Annotated in this window: 12 protein-coding genes and 1 tRNA gene; 12 read left to right on the top strand and 1 reads right to left on the bottom strand. The window is 69.8% G+C overall.

The genetic code is table 11. The features are described 5' to 3' along the window. Window positions 1-155: 155 nt before the first annotated feature. From CC117_RS30030 to CC117_RS29990, 10 genes are all read left to right on the top strand, one after another. Window positions 156-1,376 (top strand): sensor histidine kinase, encoded by a 1,221-nt coding sequence (locus CC117_RS30030; RefSeq protein ID WP_084133029.1) that lies wholly within the window; start codon window positions 156-158, stop codon window positions 1,374-1,376. A gap of 636 nt (window positions 1,377-2,012) precedes the next feature. Next, window positions 2,013-3,428, top strand: coding sequence for a LuxR C-terminal-related transcriptional regulator (locus tag CC117_RS30025; RefSeq protein ID WP_116287933.1), 1,416 nt, complete (start codon window positions 2,013-2,015; stop codon window positions 3,426-3,428). A gap of 303 nt (window positions 3,429-3,731) precedes the next feature. Next, window positions 3,732-6,701 carry a sensor histidine kinase gene (locus tag CC117_RS30020; RefSeq protein WP_071090555.1) on the top strand — a complete coding sequence of 990 codons (2,970 nt, stop codon included), beginning with the start codon at window positions 3,732-3,734 and terminating at the stop codon, window positions 6,699-6,701. Between the two features lie 3 nt (window positions 6,702-6,704). Then, window positions 6,705-7,115, top strand: coding sequence for a roadblock/LC7 domain-containing protein (locus CC117_RS30015; RefSeq protein ID WP_018637389.1), 411 nt, complete (start codon window positions 6,705-6,707; stop codon window positions 7,113-7,115). Window positions 7,116-7,158: 43 nt separating this feature from the next. Further along, window positions 7,159-7,551: a DUF742 domain-containing protein gene (locus CC117_RS30010; protein WP_018637388.1), complete on the top strand. Its 393-nt coding sequence runs from the start codon at window positions 7,159-7,161 to the stop codon at window positions 7,549-7,551. Next, a complete protein-coding gene (locus CC117_RS30005) occupies window positions 7,532-8,140 on the top strand; it encodes a GTP-binding protein (protein WP_071090553.1) in 609 nt (202 codons plus the stop codon). Before CC117_RS30010 ends, CC117_RS30005 begins: the two co-directional genes overlap by 20 nt. A 90-nt stretch (window positions 8,141-8,230) precedes the next feature. Continuing rightward, the gene (locus tag CC117_RS30000) at window positions 8,231-8,584 is read left to right on the top strand and encodes a hypothetical protein (RefSeq protein WP_071090551.1); all 354 of its coding nucleotides are present in this window, start codon (window positions 8,231-8,233) and stop codon (window positions 8,582-8,584) included. After that, window positions 8,581-9,414: a hypothetical protein gene (locus tag CC117_RS37120; protein ID WP_131803161.1), complete on the top strand. Its 834-nt coding sequence runs from the start codon at window positions 8,581-8,583 to the stop codon at window positions 9,412-9,414. The genes CC117_RS30000 and CC117_RS37120 overlap by 4 nt, the downstream gene beginning before the upstream one ends. Before the next feature lie 223 nt (window positions 9,415-9,637). Further along, on the top strand, window positions 9,638-10,123 hold the full coding sequence (locus tag CC117_RS29995) for a hypothetical protein (protein WP_071090548.1): 486 nt from the start codon (window positions 9,638-9,640) through the stop codon (window positions 10,121-10,123). A gap of 391 nt (window positions 10,124-10,514) precedes the next feature. Continuing rightward, the gene (locus CC117_RS29990; RefSeq protein WP_241830556.1) at window positions 10,515-10,946 is read left to right on the top strand and encodes a DUF3307 domain-containing protein; all 432 of its coding nucleotides are present in this window, start codon (window positions 10,515-10,517) and stop codon (window positions 10,944-10,946) included. A 16-nt stretch (window positions 10,947-10,962) separates the two neighbouring features. Here the strand turns inward: CC117_RS29990 and CC117_RS29985 are convergent, their stop codons facing one another. Next, on the bottom strand, window positions 10,963-12,024 hold the full coding sequence (locus tag CC117_RS29985) for an adenylate/guanylate cyclase domain-containing protein (RefSeq protein ID WP_241830555.1): 1,062 nt from the start codon (window positions 12,022-12,024) through the stop codon (window positions 10,963-10,965). Window positions 12,025-12,598: 574 nt separating this feature from the next. Between CC117_RS29985 and CC117_RS29980 the strand changes: the two genes are divergently transcribed. Both CC117_RS29980 and CC117_RS29975 read left to right on the top strand, forming a co-directional pair. After that, window positions 12,599-12,674 (top strand) — tRNA-Thr (locus CC117_RS29980). Window positions 12,675-13,149: 475 nt separating this feature from the next. Then, on the top strand, window positions 13,150-15,901 hold a 2,752-nt coding region (locus CC117_RS29975), incomplete at its 3' end, for an AAA family ATPase (protein ID WP_198542040.1).

Genomic DNA, 15,901 nt, shown 5'->3' with positions numbered 1-15,901 from the left:
GAATAATCTGTATGCTCTGTTTTATTGGGTGGCTGGCAGTTCTCGTGGCGCCGCCGGGTGCCGCGCCGCCGCGAGGTCGGTGGATCAGCGGCTTGACGAACCCGGGAAACCGCGCTTCCCTGCCCTCGGCGCTGTACCGCGGAGAGGAGCGTCTGGTGGCCGGTCCCGTCGACGTGAGTCCGGGCACCGCTGGTTCCGCTGGTTCCGCTGGTCCCGCCGGCTCCGGCGAGGCGGGCACCGCGGGGGAGCCTGTCTTCGCGTTGGATGTCCGCTCCTGGCGGCGGGTGCTCTTCCTGCTGCTGGACTTCCCGCTGGGGCTGGTCGGGTTCGTCTTCGTCGCGGCCTGGTTCTCGGTTGGCGTCGGCCTGGCCGTCACCGTCGTCGGGCTGCCGCTGCTAGCCCTGGGGCTCGTCGGGGTGCGGGCTCTCGGCACGGTCGAGCGAGCGCGTGCCGGGGCGATGCTGGGCGTGCGTGTCCCGCCGGCGTCGAAGCCCCGCTCGTCCTCGTCCGGCATCGTCGCCCGTCTGTGGGCCGGTGTGGCGGACCCGGTCGGGTGGCGGCACGCGCTGTACTTCCTCGTCCGGCTGCCCTGGGTGATCTTCACCTTCGTGGTGGTGCTCGTCGTGCTCCTCGTCGGCTGGCCGGTGCTGCCGGTCGTGGCACGTGCCCTGGCCGCCGCCGACGCCGCCATGATCACCACGTTGCTGGCACCGTCCGACCGGATGGAACGGCGGATCCGCGAGCTCGAGGCCGACCGCGGCACCGTGGTGGACACTGCTGCCGCCGATCTGCGCCGCATCGAGCGGGACCTGCATGACGGCGCTCAGGCGCGCCTGGTCGCACTGGCGATGGGCCTCGGCATGGCGCGCGACAAGCTCCAGGACGACCCGGACGCCGCGGCGAGGATGGTCGAAGAGGCACACGGAGAGGTCAAGCTCGCGCTGCGCGAGCTGCGTGACCTGGCCCGCGGGATCCACCCGGCGATCCTCACCGATCGCGGTCTGCCCGGAGCGATCCCCTCGCTCGGGGCACGGTGCACCGTGCCGGTGCATGTCGCGGTGGACCTCGAGGAGCGGCCGGCCGCGGCCATCGAGGGCATCGTCTACTTCACCACGGCCGAGCTGCTCACCAACATCAGCAAGCACAGCGGTGCGGCGGCGGCGACCGTTCACGTCCACCGGGCCGGTGACCGGCTCCTGCTGCGGATCACCGACGACGGGAAGGGCGGTGCGCGGCCCGGCATCGGGAGCGGTCTCGCCGGTCTCACCGAACGCCTGGGGGCGTTGGACGGATCACTGCGGCTGGAGAGTCCGGCCGGCGGGYCGACCGAGGTCGTCGCGACGGTGCCGTGGCGCGACCGGGAGTCCCCTCAGTAGTCACGTTTCCGTGCACCTGGCGCCTGCGCCGTCGGGTGCGGGCGACCGGTGGGACGGGAGCCGGGCAGGATCGCATTTCCGTCGGATGGCTATTCTGAACCCGATGTTTCCGGGCCGGTGATGTCCGTCCGGTAAATAGTTCTCTGAGCGGCGAGAGGTGATTCCCGCCCGGGCGCCGGACGACTTCCGGGTAACAGGCGAGTTACCGCTCGGTGCCCGGCGCATGGCGGACCGCCCAGGCGGCGCGGCGCGGGCGGCAGCCTTTTGGCGTGGGTGGATGGCCGTGCAGGCGTTTCGATGTGTCTCCGTTGGCGTGTATTGGTGTGCTGATCGCGGTAGACGAATTTCGGCCATATCTGCGTTCGGACACACCATGCAAGAACATGGCAACGCAAATGATCGATCATCTTTGGGATGACGTTGTGGTGTTGCGGGGATCTCTTCGCGATTTCGTGCAAAGCCGTTGAAGAACCGGCGGGGCTGGTATAGCTTGCCGTAACCAGTTGTAACCGGTGTGTCAGCGCAACGTGCGGTCTGCCGCGCACCGCGATTTCCCGTGAATCCAGCGAAGTGTTTCCGGGGCGTATCTGGAATGTTCGTTGCTCGTGGCGGCAGGTCACGCGGGAAGGGGTGCGCATGCGTCTGTCCGAACTCGGGTTCGACGGGCTGGACGAATTCTCCGACGAGGTGTGGCGCACAGTGGCGCGGCACCCCTCCTGCGGCGTCGATTTGCTTGCCGAATGGCTGCGTCGACCCGAGCCGATCGTCCAGGAAGAGCTGGAACGCCTGGTCGAGGCCGGCCTCGTCCGCCAGGTCGGGCACCAGTGGGAGCCGCAGGATCCGGCACGTGTGCTCCAGGCCCGGCATGCGGCACGCGAGGCGGCGCTGGTAGCCGAACGGGCCCGCATGGCCGACGAGCGCGCCCAGCTCTACCGCTCCGGCCTGTTCGGCGACTACGTCGCCGGCCGTCGCCGGGCCGGAACGAACTCCGGAGTGCAGGTGCTCGCCCGCGACGAGATCTTTCCCCGGATGGCCGAGTTCACCAGGAAGTCGAACCAGTCGATCCGGTTCCTGCTGAACGGACCGCAGCCCCCCGGGCTCGGTGGCGAGGTCACAGACCTGCTCGTGCCAGCTGTCGGCCGCGGCGTGCGGGTCTCCAGTGCGTGGACTGCAGCCGCGATCTCGGCGGCCCGGCGGCGCAACCAGGGCCGGCGGCTGCCGCCCATCGGCCAGATCCACGTGGCCCAGGCGTTGCCGATGCGCGCGATCGTGTGGGACGGCGCCGCGGCGCTCGTCCCCGTCCGTGATGACGATCTCGATGAAGGCGCCTTCGTCGTCGTGGCGCCGACGCTGGTCCTGGCGGTCGCGGACATGGTGACCCGGGCGCAGCGGGCGGCCGAACGCCGCGGAACCCCGGCGGTGACCGTCGACGAGCCCGCCGCGCTGCGCCGCCAGCGTGCGCTGCTGCGGCTGCTGGCCATCGGGTTCGACGACAGCCGGGCGGCCCGCGAACTCGGCGTCTCCGACCGGACGGTGAAACGGGACGTGGCGGAACTGTGCCAACGCTTCGGGGTGCTGACCCGGTTCCAGCTGGGTGCCGCCGCCGCGCGTGCCGGCTTCCTGGTCCAGGCCGCCCAGGGAACCGAGATCGCCGATCTCACCGAGACGGCCGAGACGGCCGATGTCTCTGGCGGGGCCGGCGTCGGTAGGACGGGCCGCGCGGTGGACGGCGCAGGCCCGGCCGCGGCGACCCGGACTGCCGGGGTGCTGGCGATCCCCGGCGGCGCGCGGCTGCCTACACGCGCGAGCGCCGCGCCACGCCCGCCACGCCCGGCGGTGTCGCCGTCGCCGCCGTTATCGCCGGACGTCCGAGCGGCGGCCGATGGCCGTGCGGCGGCCGATGGGCGTGCGGCAGCGGATGGGCGTGTGGCAGCGGATGGGCGACCGGCACCGGACGCCCRACCGGGGTCCGGGCCGGAGTCGAGGGCGGGGGCCCGGGGCCGCGCGGGACGTCCGCCACAGGGCGCGCCGGCGAAGCGCGCGCGAGGGTGACCGATCTGTCAACAGTTCGCCCTATCCCCGGCCGGAATGGCATGAACAGGACACGGCGTCCCTTAAGCGTCACATGATTACTCTTCCGGTCAACCGTCTACCACGGTTACCGTCGTGATCGCCGACGGGATCGGTGCAGCTGCTCAGCGTGGCTCTGTGTGGCGACTGAAATCGGCGTGCAGTCGCCACGGCACCCAGCGCGTGTGCGGCTGGGCGTGGTGAGTCCCCTCCCTGCCACAGTCCGGTCCCGTCGGCCGACTTGACGTCCAGAGGACGGCCACGTCCCCGACGAGAGGTGGCGGAGTGCGGAACTGGCCCATTCGCTACAAGATCACGCTGGTCCTGCTCCTGCCGCTGCTGGCCCTGGTCGGTTTCGGGAGCTGGGTCGTGTCCGGCCAGCTCGCGGCCCAGCAGGCGAGTGAGCAGACCCGCACCGCGGCCCGCTTCCTCATCCACGTCAACGATCTTGTCTACGCCCTGCAGACCGAGCGGTACGCCGTCTCAAGCCTGGTCGGCTCCGGGTACCGGGAACGGGACTTCGCGGTCCGCTCGATGAACGCGCGGGGCCCGGTCGACGGAGCGTTCGCGACCGTCACAGCGGCCGCTGGCGAGCTTCCGGCCGGCCCCCGTAACCAGGTCCGGGACGCGGTCACCGCCGCGCGTGGCCAGATGGGCGGGCTGGCGACGGTCCGTGCCGGTGTCGACGCGCAGACCCTGCGCCCGGGCCCGGGCACCGTCACCTACAACCAGATGATCTCCGGCTGGCTGGACGTCGGCGCCGCCATGGTCGGCATCGGCAGCGAGGACACCGAGCTCGTCCGGGTCGCGACCGCGTTGTCCGCGATCTCCCGGGTCGGCGAGGCGATCAGCCAGCAGTACGGGTACGTCTCCTCGGCGGCCGTGCTCGGCACCGCGGTGCCGGACAGCGTCACCCGGGTTCAGGCCGCGACCGGGTCCGAGACCGCGTGGCTGACCCAGTTCCGCCTGTCCGCGACGGCTGACCAGGCCGCACTTTACGACCGGCTGGTCGGCCCGACCCAGGCCCCGGTCACCGACCTGCGTGACCGGGTGCTGCGCGGAGAGCGCATCGACTTCACCGCCTGGGCGTCCGCGAGCGGAGCGAAGTCCGAGCAGATCCGCGCGGTGCAGCGACGGGTCGTCGAGGATCTGGAGAACCGCAGCGGCAACCTCGCCGAGGCGGCGCTGCGCCAGGCCATCCTCTCCGGCCTGCTCGCCGCCGGCGTCCTCGCGCTGTCCATCGCGGTGTCCGTCGGCGTCGCCTCCCGGCTGGTCGGCGCGCTGCGGACGCTGCGAGCCGGTGCGCTCGACGTGGCTCAGAGCAGGCTGCCGGCCATCACCTCGAGGCTGCGGCAGGGACACCCCGTGGATCTCGCCGCCGAACCACCGGCGTTCGCCACCGCAACCGGCGACGAGATCGGTGACGTGGCGCGCGCCTTCAACGTCACCTACTCGTCGGCCATCACCGCCGCCTACGAGGTCGCCGAGGGCCGCAGTGTCGGCGCGATCCTGCAGACCCTCGCGCGGCGCACCCAGGGACTCATCCAGCGCCAGCTGCGGCTGATCGACGAGCTGGAACGTGACCAGCAGGACGGCGAGATCCTGACGAGACTGTTCGGCGTCGACCACCAGGCGACCCGTATGCGGCGGCTGGCGGAAAGCCTGATCGTGCTGTCCGGCGGCCAGCCCGGGCGCACGTTCCGCGGGCCGGTGCGCCTGGTCCAGGTGCTGCGCGCGGCGGTCAGCGAGGTCGAGGACTACACCCGGGTCCACGTGCATCTGCCGACGTCGGATGTCGAGATCGTCGCCACCGCCGTCGGCGACCTGACCCACATGCTCGCCGAGCTGATCGAGAACGCCTGCGCGTTCTCCCCGCCGGACACCCCGGTGACCGTCCAGGCCAGCCGGGTCGGCCAGGGCTGGACGGTGGAGATCGAGGATCGCGGGGTCGGCCTTGACGACGAGACCTACGCCGCGACGAACGACCGCATGGCCAACCCGCCGCCTTTCGAGGCCTCCACGCACGGCAGCCAGATCGGCCTGTTCGTGGTCGCCCGGCTCGCGGCCCGGCACCGGATCGCGGTGCGCTTCAAGCCGAGCGTGTACGGCGGCGTCCACGTGGTCACGATCATTCCCGCGGCGCTGATCCACACCGAGGTTCCGCACCAGAACGCCCTGCTCCCCGCCGGCCGGGCCGCGATGCCCGGCGGTCCGGACGCCCCCGGCCGCCGGATGGCCGAGCTTGGTTCGGGCCCGGGCACGGGCCCCGGCACCGGCTTCACCAGCAACGGCGCGGGCGGCGAGGGAGTCGGCATCGGAGCGGGTGGCCGGGCCGGGATGCGCGGGATGCACGCCCCCACCGAGGAGCTCGCGCTGACCGGCGCGGCCGGGACGGCGCCGCACCACCTTGGCTCGCACGCGGAAGACACCTACGGCGGACGTCCCGACAGCCCTGACGGACGTCCCGACGGCTACGGCGGACGCTCCGACAGCCGCGGTGGACGTCCCGATGACGCGGACGGACGTCACGACGAGTACCGCAACGGCTATGGCGGGCAGCCCGACGGTCCCGCCAGCCGGGACGGCCAGGCGGGGCACGACGGCTACGCGGGGCAGGGCCGGAACGGCTACGGGGGCGGGGAGAGCTACGGGGGCGGGGACGGCTACCCGGGACGGGGCGGCTACGCCGGGCCGGACGGCTACCCGGGGCGGTTCGACGGGACCGGCGCGGACCCGCAGGCCGGCGCCACTGCCCAGCGGGGTGGGGACGGAGCGCGGGTCGCCGGCGGGTACGGCGAGGCGGCCCGGACAGGCGGGTACGGGGATGCCGGCGGCGTCGGTGACCGGTTCGCGGACGACTCGCGGCACATCCGCCTCAATCGAGACCTCGACGCCGCCCCGCCGCGCCGTGCCGACGGCCGGGTGCCCGGGCTGGCCGCCCACGGCACCACGGATCTGGCTGACAACGGCATGTTCGACCCACTGTTCGGACCACTACGAGGCACCGACGGGGCTGCGTCGACCGCGCCGGCCGGCGCCGGCGGTCACCCGCGCCTGGAGGATCTCCCACGGCGTCGCCGCGGCTCGCACCTCGCCGAGAGCCTGCGCGACGACCCCGGTGGGGCACCCGCCGAGCCGGCTGCCCGACGGGTGGCACGCACGCCCGATCCCGAGGCCGCCCGCGCACTCGCGCAGGGCTTCACCAGTGCTTTCGAACGCGGCATGCGTGACGCCGACGACCTCGACGGGAGATAAGCGATGCCCCGACAGCCCGACCTGTCCTTTCTGCTCGACAGGCTCCGCGAAACCGTGCCGGACATCCTCTGCGCGGTTGTCCTGTCCGCCGACGGACTGCTGCTGGCCACCTCCAGCGGCATCGACCGGGCCGCGGCCGACCAGCTCGCCGCCGTCGCCTCCGGCTTCGACGCGCTCGCCCGCGGCGCCGCGCGGCAGCACGGCTGGGGCCAGGTCAACAAGACCATGGTGGACATGGAGAACGGCTACCTGTTCATCACGGCCGTCGGGCACAGCGCCTGCCTCGCCGTCTCCAGCACCGCCGACGCCGACGTCGGCCAGATCGCCTACGAGATGGCCCATCTGGTCAGCCGAGCCGGCCGTTTCCTGACCCCCGAACTGCGCAACCAGATGCGGGCGGCACTGCCGTCCTGACGGCGGACCGCGGGGACCGGCCCGACCAGGGAGGAGGAACACGGTGGCGCAGGACTGGTCCGGGTCACCGGCACCGGGCGAGAGCTGGGATGACGCCGAACCGCTGGTCCGCCCCTACGCGGTGACCCGGGGACGCACCACTCCGGCCGTACCGCTCGAACTCGTCGCCCTGGTGGCGACGACGGACGGTGGCATGGCCGCGATCCGGCGCCGTGGCCGGCTCGCCCCCGAGGAACACGACATCGCGATCCTCTGCATGCGCATACATTCGATCGCCGAGATCTCCGCCCGGCTGAAACTGCCGCTGATGGTCGTGCGGGTCCTCATCGACGACATGGCGCGGGACGGAATGGTCTCCGTCCACCGCCCCGAACATCCCGATCGGCCCAGCCCGGAACTCCTACGGAGGGTTCTGCATGGTCTCACCACTCTCTAGGCGCGCGCCCACCGCGGTGAAAGTGCTCGTCGCCGGTGGTTTCGGCGTAGGCAAGACGACTTTCGTGGGGGCGGTGAGCGAGATCGAGYCACTCACCACCGAGGCGGCCATGACGAGCGCGAGCGTCGGCGTGGACGACACCTCCGCCGTGAACCRCAAGACCACCACGACCGTTGCCATGGACTTCGGCCGCCTCACGCTCAGCAACAACATCATTCTCTATCTGTTCGGCACGCCGGGTCAGGACCGGTTCTGGTTCATGTGGGACGAGCTGGTCCGCGGCGCGATCGGCGCGGTGGTGCTGGTCGACACCCGCCGCATGGCCGACTCGTTCCCCGCCATCGATTTCTTCGAGAACCGTCAGGTGCCGTTTCTGGTGGCGGTGAACCGGTTCGACGCGAACAACCGCGAGTACCCCCTCCCGATGGTCCGCGATGCGGCTGACCTCGCGCCGCACCGACCACTGATGTACTGCGACGCCCGGCGTGCGGACAGTGCCCAGACAACGCTCGTCCACCTGGTGCGCCATGCCCTGGAGCTGGCACTTTCCGGTGAGCCTGCGGACGGTCCCTGGCGAAACGGTCCGTGATCGGACCGTTTCGATGCGGGTCCGGCCCGGTTCCGGCCCGTAACGCCAGGACAGACTTGATCAGTCCCGGGGGGACATCAGGAGGCCGCCATGCCCAGCCACGACCTCGACCTGCCCCGGCCGCACGGCCGGGTGCCGGGAGTTGAGATGGAGATCTATGTCGACTGGGAGGACCCGATCGAGGTCGAGGACCCGCCGAACAGCCGGCGACCGGCGGTCATGGTCCGCATGCCCGCCTACGTCGCCGGGGGTCTCTCCCACGAACTGCACAGCCTGGAGACGATCCGCGGCGCGATAGGCGGCGACTGCAGCGAATGGGCCCAGGTCGCCCGTGCGCTGCTCGCGGCCGCCCGGATGGCTGCCGGCACGGACCACCACCCTGAGCTGGCCGACCTGCCGCCAGCCAGCTCGCGCCCCCGGATCACCCCCGGAGACATCGCGTGACGATGCTTCTGCTGACGGCCGAGGCGGCAACGGTGTTCGGTGCGACCGTCTGGGTCCTGCTCCGGCTACGGGCACGCAGCCAGCGAATCAGCATGACCGACATCGCTTTCTACGAGCACCTGACAGAAAGCGGCCGTAGCCTGGCAGCAAAAGGTCAGGGCGGTGTTGCGCCGCCCGAATTGAGGGCTGCCACGGTTGGCGTGGCCGGTACTGCGCGAGAATCCGGTGTGCCAGTCGGAATAAAACTGCCCTACAGTCCGTCCGCCGGCCCAGCAGTGATCAATGCCCGGGGGGTGGAGGGTTTCGAGCAGTCGCCGCTGGGGGCGGTTGTCGCTGCCATCAACCTCGCGTCGAGGCTTGCTGGCGTCGAACTGTTGTGTGTCGCGTGTTCTGAAGCCGTGAACCGGCATGGCGAAGTCGCCCTCTCGGGCGTCCGAGTGTCGGATAAATCCGACATTCCATATGAAAAAGGATTGACTGCTCGGCGTCAACGGTCAGGCTCGGCGCCGGCCGTCCCGATGATCCGCCGGGTGACCGAAGAAATCCGGGAGCCCACCTCCTTTGTTCCCGATCTGATTGAGATCAGCGGATGGCAGATGGAGCGTTATTCATCCGGGAACGCGGTTGTACGGTATGTTCTCACCCGGTCCGGGGGCGGCGGTGGAGTCGTCACGACGGCGATGCGGGTCGAGGTGAACTGGGTCGATGACGACTGGAAGGTTGTCGTCCCGGCCGCGGGGGACTGGTCAGAAGCACTCAGTACGGACGTTGACACGTCCCGATTCACCCCTTTTCCTGCGCGCTCGTCGTTGCCGTCGCCCGCACGCTGACAGAACGGGGCCCGCCAGCCGTGAGGTCGGGGGTTCGTGCCGTGGATGCCGGCACGAACCCCCAACACCACGGACGGGGGGCGTGGAGTCCCAGATCTGTCGCGGGGCGGGCACGTGTGCGCGACGCCGCCTGAGTGCGCATACCGACGTGATCCCCAGACATCCGCATGTCGGTCCGGGTGTTCAGGCGCCTCGATGATGACGGCAACAAAGGAGCACATGAATGTTGAGATCTCGCGTCCGGGCCGCCGCCACACGCGTGACACTGATCCTGACAGCACTGGCCGGGGCACTCGTCCTGGTCGGCGCCCCGGCGGCCACCGCGGCTCCCGCCACCGCGGACACCTCGGCCCTGTCGGTCTACTACCTGCCGGTCGGCCGCTGGTCGGGCACGGCGACGACCTCCACCGGCCAGACCGAGGCCGTTGAGACGAAGTTCCTACTGAACGGCACCTTCCAGGTCGCCACCCCGACCGGCTCCTTCACCGGCAACTGGAAGTCGACCGGGCCGCGCACCTTCACCTACAAGTTCGTCCGGAGCCTGCCCGGCCCGAACGGCTCGGTGATCGGCACCATCGACATCCGCCACTCGGCCACCTTCACAGCGTGGAACAAGTACACCTCCACGGGCACGGCCACCGCCTACGACCTGAACGGCAACGTCCTGTTCGCCGGCCCGGTCAGCTCCACCGGCACCCGCACCCTGTAGGCACCACCGCACCACCGCACCACCTCGCAACACCGTCAGGCCCGACCGGTCGGTTCGACCGGTCGGGCCTTCCGTTTTCGGTCGGTAGCCCCGACCGGAGCCACGGTTCCGAGTCGAGGTCGGCATCCTGCGCGCCGCACCTGGTCGCCGGAACCATGCCGCAGAGGCCCCGCCGTTGCCGCTTCTGTCCGTATAAAACAGATATGCGTATTCTTCCTTGCTGGCTGTCGCATATCGGGACGAACGCCGCTGATTTTCGTCGTTCCGCCCAGCTGCGCGACCGCTGGAGGCGGTGATGCCAGCCAGGTGGCGCGTTTCGAGCTCTCTCTCCACCGAACCCGCGGATATCTCCCGCGTTCGTGTCCTACTGTGATTTCGGCAGGAGGGGGAAATGTCCATGAATCAGACCGCGCTATTCTCTGCTGTGTTCATCGCGTTATTTGTCGGACATCATCTTGGCGACCACGTCGCGCAGACCGACTGGCAGGCCGCCCGCAAGCACGGTTCGGGCTGGGCGGCGGCCCGGGCGATGACCAGTCATCTACTCAACTACCACCTGTGTATCGGCGCGGCGCTGCTGGGCCTCGTACTGATCGATGTCCCGCTGCGACCCGCCGGTGTTGCGGCGGCGTTGGCCTGGTCGTTCGTCACCCACGCCTTCATCGATCGTCGATGGCCGGTCCGCCGCATCCTGCAACGGGGGCGTTCCCCCCGCTTCGCCGAGATCGACAGCGGCGGCCTCAACGGGATCTACCTGGCGGACCAGTCCCTGCACATCGGCTGCCTGTTCGTCGGTGCGTTGCTGGCGGCTGCCCTGAGCTGACCGGCGGCCGCCTCGGTCAGGCTCCGGAGAAGGCGGCCTCGCCGCCGTCGGGGGTCCCGAACAGGTGGTAACTGTCCGGTAGCCCGTCCGGCAGCGGCGCTAGTGCGCTGCCGAACTCCTCGCGCGGCGCGGCGAGCTGGCGCAGCACCTCCGCTGCCGCGATCTTCGTCCCCGGGGTGAGGGCCTGCAGCGTCCGGCAGGCGGTGCTGACGGCCGGTCCTGCCAGCCCGAAATCCGGGACGAAAAGATCCCCGTAGGTGATGACGGCGCTGAAGGCGAACGGCGCCTGGCGCCTCTCGTCCGGCCCCGGAACGACCGTCACACCTGCCGCAGCCGCAGCCGCGGCCGCGGCCGGGTCCGTGGCTGCGGCCTGCTCGGGGACTGGCGTGCCAACCCGGTCGCGGGCCAGGCGATCCAACATGACCAGAAAGTCCACGGCGTCGTCCGCACCGTCGTGCGTGGACAGAATGTTGTCGCCGGCCACGGAGCGCAGCCGACCCCGCGTCGCCCCCAGCGCCTCGTGGTGCATGCTGACCCAGCTGTGCAGCCGTTCGTTCAGCGCGGTCAGTGAGACCTGCGCGGCCAGCGCGTTCAGCCCGATCAGATCGGTCACCGTGAGGAACGTTCCACGCTCGATTCCCCGGTAGCGCTCCGCCAGCAGCCGATGGACCCGCACCGGCCGCGGAATCCCGCCGAACGAGAGATCGCCGATCAGGTCGAAGGTGAACTCCGCCGACTTCGCGGCCTCCACCGTCGTCGACGTCACGTACACCTCGTTCGTAGGTACCTGCTTCTCCATTCGTGCCGGGACGACAACGCCCTCGCCCAGCAGGTCGTTCTCGAATCTGGTCGTGTCGCAGGTGTGGATCGCGACCCGGCACCCCTCCACCCACTCGCCGATCGGCAACCGCCGCCCGGAGATGAACAGGTTGACGATTTGTGCGGCCGCGTGCAGCGCACCCGTCGCCGACCGGAACGCGGTCAGATAACCATCACCCGTGAACTTGATGATCTCACCGTCGAGCTCCTCGACGACCCGGCGAACCGGCAGCACGGCCTCGGCCATCATTTCGTCCATGYGAACCTGTGGAACTGATGCGATGGCCCGCGTCGAACCCACGAGATCCACGACCAACACGGTTGTCGTTTCCATTCCCACCATCGTCGTCCCCGTCCTTCGACCCGCTGACGCGGCGGGCCCGGCGGAATCATAACCGTGAATCCGGAGCCAGCCAGCCTGATTCGAGGGAAGACCCCCGGAACTGAAGAGATGTACGATCAGATCATCCGGCCTGGTCCCGAATATTCAATGTCCAGTACCCGACACCCTCCGTCAGGTGTCGTACCGCCGCCCGCGGCGACATTTCGGCTCCGGCGTGGGCACCAGGAACGAGAGCAGCGGACTACAGTCGGCGCCACCCTCTGGGTAGCCGGCCGGGGCTTTGCCGGGTTCGTGCCCCGTCGGCCCTGAGCGGTCCCCGGAACCGCCAGCGAGACTGCCCGGCGCAGCCACCAGAGCCTCCGCCTTCCCAGGCCTGCCGGGGCTCGAACCGTCCGTGCTCGCCTCGGGCCAGCGGGCGGCGCCCGAGGGCGCGGCGAGAGCTGACGGTCGGCCCGGGCGGCCGATGCCGTCCGGTACGCTGGTGGCACTGGCCGGCGTGGCGCAATTGGTAGCGCACTCGACTTGTAATCGAGCGGCTAGGGGTTCGAGTCCCCTCGCCGGCTCCAGAAAAATAGGCCCTGACCTGCGGTTTTACAAAGTCAAAGATCATTTTGACAAGATCAAACCGGGTTGGTGTGCGCATGGTGTGCGCATTTCGCGTTGGCGTGCTGGGGGCGATCTTGTTTTGGGTGTCGCCTTTGTCCGTCTGGGTCGGGATCTGAGGGCCCGCCACCGTCCCGGCAGTGGTTACGGTCTGTTATTTTTCTGCGGTTCTGGGGTGGGTGGGGTGCGGTAAGAGCGTTGCGCGTCGGCTGGCGGTGGTTCATCCGCGCACCCTGCCTGGGGGTCACGCTGCGTGGGGATCGGGCGTGCACGGGGCCGTTGGGGGCCGTGGCGCCGCCGTGGGCGCGAATGTGTCGGCGTGGATGACCCATCTGCCCAGGGCCGGACCGAGCGTGCGCGTGTCGGCCGCGTAGCGGAGGTCGGCGGTCGCATGGTCGACTGATCGGTTGCGTCAGGACAAGATGGACAATGCGGGTCATGAAGCACGACTTGAGCCGCTTGAACGAGCATGACTTCGAGCACTTGGCGCAAGCGCTGATGATGGCGGTGTTCGGCAGAGGAACCGTGGTGTACGGCGACGGGCCGGACGGCGGCCGGGACGCGACGTTTGACGGCGTGGTCCTGCTCCCAGAGGAGGCTGGGGGCGGTACCTGGGCGGGCTACGGCGTCATGCAGGCCAAGTTCCGGCGGCGTCCGCACGGGGACGCGCGAGACGCACGCTGGCTTGCTCAGCAGCTAGAGAAGGAGTTCGAGTGGTGGTCTAACCCGAAGTCTGGGCGGGCTAGCAAGGGACGTGCCCCAGCGTACCTGCTGGTCGTGACCAACGTCGTGCTGTCCCCGGCTCTTGGCGGTGGGGGCATTGACATCATCGAGCAGCTGATCAGCAAGCATGCCGCCGGGCTGGGCCTGAAGAACTGGTGGGTGTGGCACCACGACACTCTGGGTCGGCTCCTCGAGATTCATCCCGGCGTCCGCCGTTCGTACGCAGGCGAGATCCTCTCAGGTGATGTGATGTCGTCGTTGCTCGAGTGGATGGCAACGGAGCCAGACACGGACGCGCGTGTCCGTCGCGGCGGGGGCGGACCATCCGCAGCGTGCCCTTACAAGGGGTTGGCCGCGTTCACCGAATCCGATGAGGGTCTGTTTTTCGGCCGCGAACAACTCACGGTACGGCTTGCTGCCCGGTTGGCACACTCCTACGGTGAGGGCCGGCCGCTGGTCGTTCTCGGGGCGTCCGGCGCCGGGAAGTCGTCGGTCCTGGCAGCCGGTCTCCTCCCCGCGTTGCGTCGGGGTCAGCTCGGGATTCCCGGTTCTGCGGACTGGCCCCACGTGACCTTGACACCGACGGCAACGCCGCTACGTGCCCTCGCCACCGCATTGGCGCCAGCTCTCGATGCCGCGCAGCTATCCGCGGACGCGGTGGCTGCGGAGCTCAGGGACGCGCCCAGCCAGGTAGCGGCTCGCCTCCGCGGCCGTCACCTGACTTCGCTGTCCCCGACGAGCGCCGGCCGGGGGGTTGTCCTCGTCGTTGACCAATTCGAAGAACTTTTCACGCTGTGTAATGATTTGGGTTCCCGGCGGGCGTTCCTGGATGCGCTCGCGGTGCTGGCGGGCTGCACAGATGACACCCCGACGCCCGCCGCGGCCGTGGTGCTCGGTATCCGAGCGGACTTCATCGAGCACCTCGCGGCCTATCCGCGCCTGCGGGAGGCCGTGGAGGCGTACCCGGTGCTCGTCGGTCCGATGAGCGGGGACGAGGTGCGTTGCGCCATCGAGCAGCCCGCCGCGGCAGCCGGGTTGAACCTGGAACCGGGCCTTGCCGACGTCATCCTTGAGGATCTCGATGCCAACCCTGTGAGTACATTGTCTCGGTCGGCGCAGGGAAGGCCTGGGCACCACGTCGGCCATCTGCCCTTGCTGTCGCACGCCTTGCTTGTCACCTGTCAGCGCAGCGGCGGCACGCTGCTGACTTTGGCCGCCTACCACGCGACCGGTGGGATCCGCCGGGCCGTGGCGAGCACCGCCGAGGAGATCCTCGGTCGGTTCGATGACGCTCACCGTGAAACCGCTCGCCACCTGCTGCTCGATCTCGTGCGGGTCGGTGAGGGCACCGACGACACCCGCCGCAAGGTCCCRCTCGAACGGCTACTCACCAGCACCGCTGACCCCCGCAGGGCCCGGGACGTCTTAAACGCGCTGGCCGCGCCCGACGCCAGACTCGTCACAATCCACGAACAGCACGTCGAGATCACCCACGAGGCCCTGCTGCGTGCCTGGCCGACCCTGCGCTCCTGGATCGACAGCGACCGCGCCGGCCAGCTCCTACGCCAACGCCTCGATGACGACGCGAACACTTGGCACGACGATAACCGTGCCCCCGGCCACCTTTACCAGGGACACCGCCTCGCCACTGCCACAGCCTGGGCCGCGGACCCCCGCAACCGAGCTCAGATGAGCCCCCGGGCACGGGACTTCCTCGCTGCCAGCCGGGAACACACGCGCCGTACCCAAAGACGGGCCATCGCGGTCGTCGCCGTCCTCGCCACCCTGGTCACCGCCGGCGGCATCACCGCCCTCGTGCAGTGGCAACGCGCCCTCGACCGCGAGCAAGCCACCGAACGCGCTCGCCGGACCGCGATCGCCGAGAGCCTCTTGGCCAGAGCCGATGCGCTTCAGAACGATGACCCGCGCACCGCTCTGCGACTCGGCGTCGCCGCCAACGCGATCGCTGACGGCCCGCGCCCGCGCATGAACCTGCTCGACACGCTTGTCAACAGCAACCTCGCCGCGACACTGCCCGGCCACACCGCCACCGCCACCGTCAACGCGATCGCGTTCGCGGAGACAACCGGGACTCTGGCCACCGGCAGCGCCGATGGTACGGCTTTCCTCTGGAACATCTCCGACCCCGACCGGCCCCGGCTCCTCACCGGGCCGCTCCGCGGCAACACCGGCGGAGTCCTCGCCGCTGCCTTCACCCCCGACGGCTCCTTTCTCGCGCTCTCCGGCACGGGCACGTCGGACTTCGGTCGCGGAGGAGGCGATAGGGTGACCGATGACGCCGATGTGATCTTGTGGGACACATCCAATCCCGCCTCTCCTCGGCGTATCGGACAACCGCTGACCGGCCACGTAGGCAACATCACCGGAGCGGTGTTCACCGCAGGTGGCCGGACACTCATCACGGGTTCCACGAACAACTCACAGGATGATCGGGGCACGATCATCC

Source organism: Parafrankia colletiae, from assembly GCF_001854655.1.
Classification (GTDB): Bacteria; Actinomycetota; Actinomycetes; order Frankiales; family Frankiaceae; genus Parafrankia; species Parafrankia colletiae.
This window is presented reverse-complemented; position numbering and strand designations above follow the sequence as displayed.